The sequence below is a fragment of the Pseudoalteromonas sp. Isolate6 genome, assembly GCF_022398435.1.
Lineage (GTDB): Bacteria > Pseudomonadota > Gammaproteobacteria > Enterobacterales > Alteromonadaceae > Pseudoalteromonas > Pseudoalteromonas galatheae.
In genome coordinates this window covers 1-4,110 of record NZ_JAKEVK010000295.1, presented here as the reverse complement: position 1 = coordinate 4,110, position 4,110 = coordinate 1, and the positions used below count along the sequence as shown (strand labels likewise).

The 4,110-nt window shown below is 42.4% G+C and carries 3 protein-coding genes; all 3 read right to left on the bottom strand.

Annotation, left to right across the window (positions count from 1 at the left end):
* Positions 1 to 108: 108 nt before the first annotated feature.
* Complete coding sequence (locus tag L1D50_RS21975; RefSeq protein ID WP_239966838.1) at positions 109 to 1,554, bottom strand: sigma-54 dependent transcriptional regulator; 1,446 nt, start codon at positions 1,552 to 1,554, stop codon at positions 109 to 111.
* Positions 1,555 to 1,792: 238 nt separating this feature from the next.
* The gene (locus L1D50_RS21970) at positions 1,793 to 2,305 is read right to left on the bottom strand and encodes a hypothetical protein (protein ID WP_128728643.1); all 513 of its coding nucleotides are present in this window, start codon (positions 2,303 to 2,305) and stop codon (positions 1,793 to 1,795) included.
* Between the two features lie 12 nt (positions 2,306 to 2,317).
* Positions 2,318 to 3,943, bottom strand: a complete 1,626-nt coding sequence (locus tag L1D50_RS21965) for an LruC domain-containing protein (RefSeq protein WP_128728642.1) — start codon at positions 3,941 to 3,943, stop codon at positions 2,318 to 2,320.
* Positions 3,944 to 4,110 lie beyond the last annotated feature (167 nt).

Below are 4,110 nucleotides of genomic sequence, written 5' to 3'. Positions count from 1 at the left end.
GCTTTTTATTTTTTCCTAAGCGTGATAAAGCCTGCTAGAGAGCAAATTGCACTTTGCAAATTCGATATTTTGCAAAGTGCAATTCATTTTACATATACTGAATTAGCGCTATGAAGTCGCTTCTGACCATTGTTGGATCTTTCTATATAAGGTGGACGGGCTGACTTCCAGTAGACTCGCTGCTTTTACTACATTGTCATCACATACGAGCAATGCCTGTTCTATGGCAACACGCTCTACTTCAGCCAGTGGTGCAACTTTTTTATCATCTCGTTGCTTTATGTGAGTCAGTTGGTCTTGAGGAGCTTTTGTGGCCTGTTTAGGCTGCTCTTCACCTTTAGGTTTTACTGGGATTGATAAATCAGAGGGTAGGTGGGCCTGAATAACATCATAATCAATCAATGGACCGTCAGACATCACGACAATACTATGTATAAAGTTTTCGAGTTGGCGCACATTGCCTGGCCAATCAAATTGTAGAATAAGCTGTTCTGCGCTATCGGAAAATCCGACAAAAATTTTATTTTCTAGCTCACTAAACTGTTGTAAAAAATGCTTAGCCAACAACAGTACATCTCTACCTCTATCATGTAAGGGGGGCATATCAATAGAGATAACATTTAACCGATAGAATAAATCCTCACGCAGGTAATTATCAGCAATCGCTTGATGCGGATCTCGGTTGGTCGCGCACACAAACCTAACGTCCACTTTTTCCGTTTTTGCACTTCCGACTTTTTGAAAAGTACCAGTTTGAACAAATCTTAAAATCTTGGCTTGTAGGGCGATATCCATCTCGCCTAGCTCGTCTAGAAATAAAGTGCCACCATCGGCTTCAGACGCTGCGCCTTCTCGATTTGCTATCGCCCCTGAAAAAGCTCCCTTGATATGGCCAAAGATTTCTGACTCCATCAGATCTTTTGGTATAGCGGCACAATTCAAACAAATAAAAGGTTTACTGCTCCGCTCGCTGGAATTATGGATTGCCTCTGCTGCCAACTCTTTGCCAGTACCACTTGAGCCTGTGATAAATACATTTGCTCTGCTAGGGCCAGCTTTTTCTATCGCTCTATAGACAGTTTGCATTGCGACTGAATCCCCGACAAAGCGATAAAACTTAGCTCGGTACTCATTTTTATAGCGCGCTAAACTTGAGCGCAACATATTCCTCTCGGCGATTAGCATCTTAGTTTGCAGCGCCTGTTCTATGGTTAATTTGATGCTGTCTATTTCAAATGGCTTTTGCAAATAACCCCAAACTTTTCCCTGATTAATTGCATGAATTAAGCCCTCTAAGTCCGTGAAGGCAGTAAGCATGATCCGCAGTGTATCGGGATACTGCTCGGCGACTTCTCCGAGAAACTCGATCCCTGACATATTGGGCATCATTTTATCTGAGATAACCACATCTATAGGATGCTCTTTTAGCAGCTCAAGACCCTCCTCACCGCTATTCGCAGTGAGAACGTGATAGGGTTCATTTTTCAGTGCTCGAACTAAAGAGCGGAGAATGAGAGGTTCATCATCGACAAATAGCAGAGTCACATTATGCATTGATTCCATTTTTCCTTTACGACCTTAAATTTCCCATAACTTATATATAGCAGCTCTAAGCCCAGCAAATCAAAAGTAAGTGCTGTTTATTTGTACTTTATTTTGATTTGCTAAGCTGAAATTGAAAAAAGCTACCTATAGGATTATAGATAGCTGTGGGGGAAACCAATAAGAGTAGAGTTGCAAAGTGCTATTGGACCTGAGCTTCCAATAATTAATTCCTTATCCAAACCTCAGGTTAGTTAAACTGATGGGTTACATTGACCCCGGTTTCAATCGGCACTATTAAATGGTTTTCTTCTAACATCCCGTCAACACTGATCAGTAGGGTTTTAAAGTGTGATGGGATATCTAAGTCTAGCCCTAATTGCCCTGAAGTATCGAACCGAGTCGACGCGAGTAGTGACTTTTGCGTGTTGGCTTGTTCGTTGTACTGGCTTATTTGGTCTTTTAGCGCATAGACCTTCACGGCTTTCGATGCTAACGAAGCTCCAAACACATCATTTCCGCTTAGGTCAAGCTTAACAATACTACTCGTCTTAAAGGTAAACTCAGGTTTGACATGTAACTGCTTAGATGTCGCGGCCGTTGAACTAAGTAGTACTGGATCAGGTTCAAAGCTGTTAGTTACCACCTGCGAGGTATGTTTGGCTATTTCGTTTGTGTCGGCTTCGCGCTCACTTTGACCACACCCTAACAAGGCTACGCTCAGTAATGTAACTAATATTGAATATTGATTATATGTATTCATAATTGCCTCCGGTTATTTTTTGCTGTATGTGTGCGTTGTTCTTTCATTGGTGAGATACCAGTCTTGTGCTTCTTCACCGTTACTTTCTACCCACTTTTCATAATCAGGATAAGCCCATACGACGTCGATATACTCTCTTGGATAATTCCAGTCTTCACTTATCATTAGTGCCCAAGATAGGTTATCTGCAGTCCTAAAGTAGCGACCATTCTGTGCATCCGATGTATCATCTTTTCTGCCAAGTCGACTGTCATCGAATAGATCCGTTGGTGGATAATCCGCCATATGCACCTCAAGTGAGCGGTCCCATGTGCGGAAAAGGAAAAAGTCAAAGTCCGCCACTGTCAAAGTTGGAATGCTGTACTCGAACTTGACATCAAGAGTAAAAGGCACTGGGGCGAAATAGTCGCAGTTCATCACTGTGTTGAAATGTGAACAGCTACCTGCTTGGCCTGTCGTGGTAAACGCTTGGGTGTTACGCCATAGCGTGATTACGGCATTGGTTTGATATTCTTCAGCCTGCTTTTTATAATTTTTGTCGTTAATTGTGATACTCGCATCACCAATCAAGCCAGGTTCGCTATCCATAATTCTGAGGCCAAAGCCGTTATTATTTGCCGCACCTCGTGCCGTGATAAAACCATTTAAAACAAAACCGCTGACTTGGTTATTGTTGTCGAACGTGATTCTGATCCGCTGCTTTACTACTAAATCGTTGAGATCATGGTCACCGCGATAAGGCCAGTTGTCTTCAAAAGCAAAGGTTGCTACCCCATCTTGTGAAGGGAAGTATTGACTGCTCACCCGGGTATGATCATTTGGAAACTCGTCCTGGTCGTCGGGTACGCCATCAGCATCACTATCATCTGATTCAGGCATTGTGCTTAAATTTGAGGCTGAAATGGCGGTTTCTGGTGAACTTTTAACGCTGAACAGGGCATCGTTGAAATCATTATCTCCCCAAGTTCGTGGTAAGTCCTCAAATCCGATCACCACTTCATTTTGCTCTTCGTCGTGAAGTAATACACAGTGCTGTTTGAGCGACTCATCAGATTCTGGATTGAGATGAGACAGCGAGTAGTAATAGGGAACTTTGAAGGGCTTAACCCCTGTGTAGTACCAAAATCCATTAGCTGCAATAAAAAAGCCGATACTAGTTCCAGCTGGGAACTCTCCAATGCTCACACGGTGACCATTAGTTAAGTGGGGGTAGCTCAAATTTGGAAAAACAATTTTCTCTTGGACTTCTTCTGGTGTTTGAGGAGGGTTTTCGGGATCGAACGTAAAGTAACCGAAAGAGTTTTTATAACCCGCACCCTCATGGATAAATGTGATGAAGACCTCTGCATCCTCAGTCAAATGTATTGTTGAGCCTTGATCTCCAGTTATAAACGCTTCATTTACTCGACTTTCTGGTAAAGCGTTTGCAATCCGTTTAAAAAATTCAGGCGTATATTCCCCTCTGGCGTATGTTAGTTGGTCGGGTTTTCCTGTCGCTTGATTGTAACCCAGAGGCCAGGGCTGGCCAGAATTGAATTGCCAAACATAGTTTGAACCCTGCTTTTCGACTGCCAGTGCGTTAGAGACTATGGCGCTTAACGCAAAAATTGAACATGTTAACTTTGAAATGTTTTTCATGATTGCCTCCAAGGGCTGAAGTTCGCTTGGAGTACTTTAGTCAGTTTCCGTGCCAATTTTATAAATCATTATTTATCATTGAGTTATGATTTATTTTGGGAAGGGTGTTCATGTTTTTCGCATTTTGCAGTGCAGTCTGACTTGCAGATTGGTGATATATCTAAAAT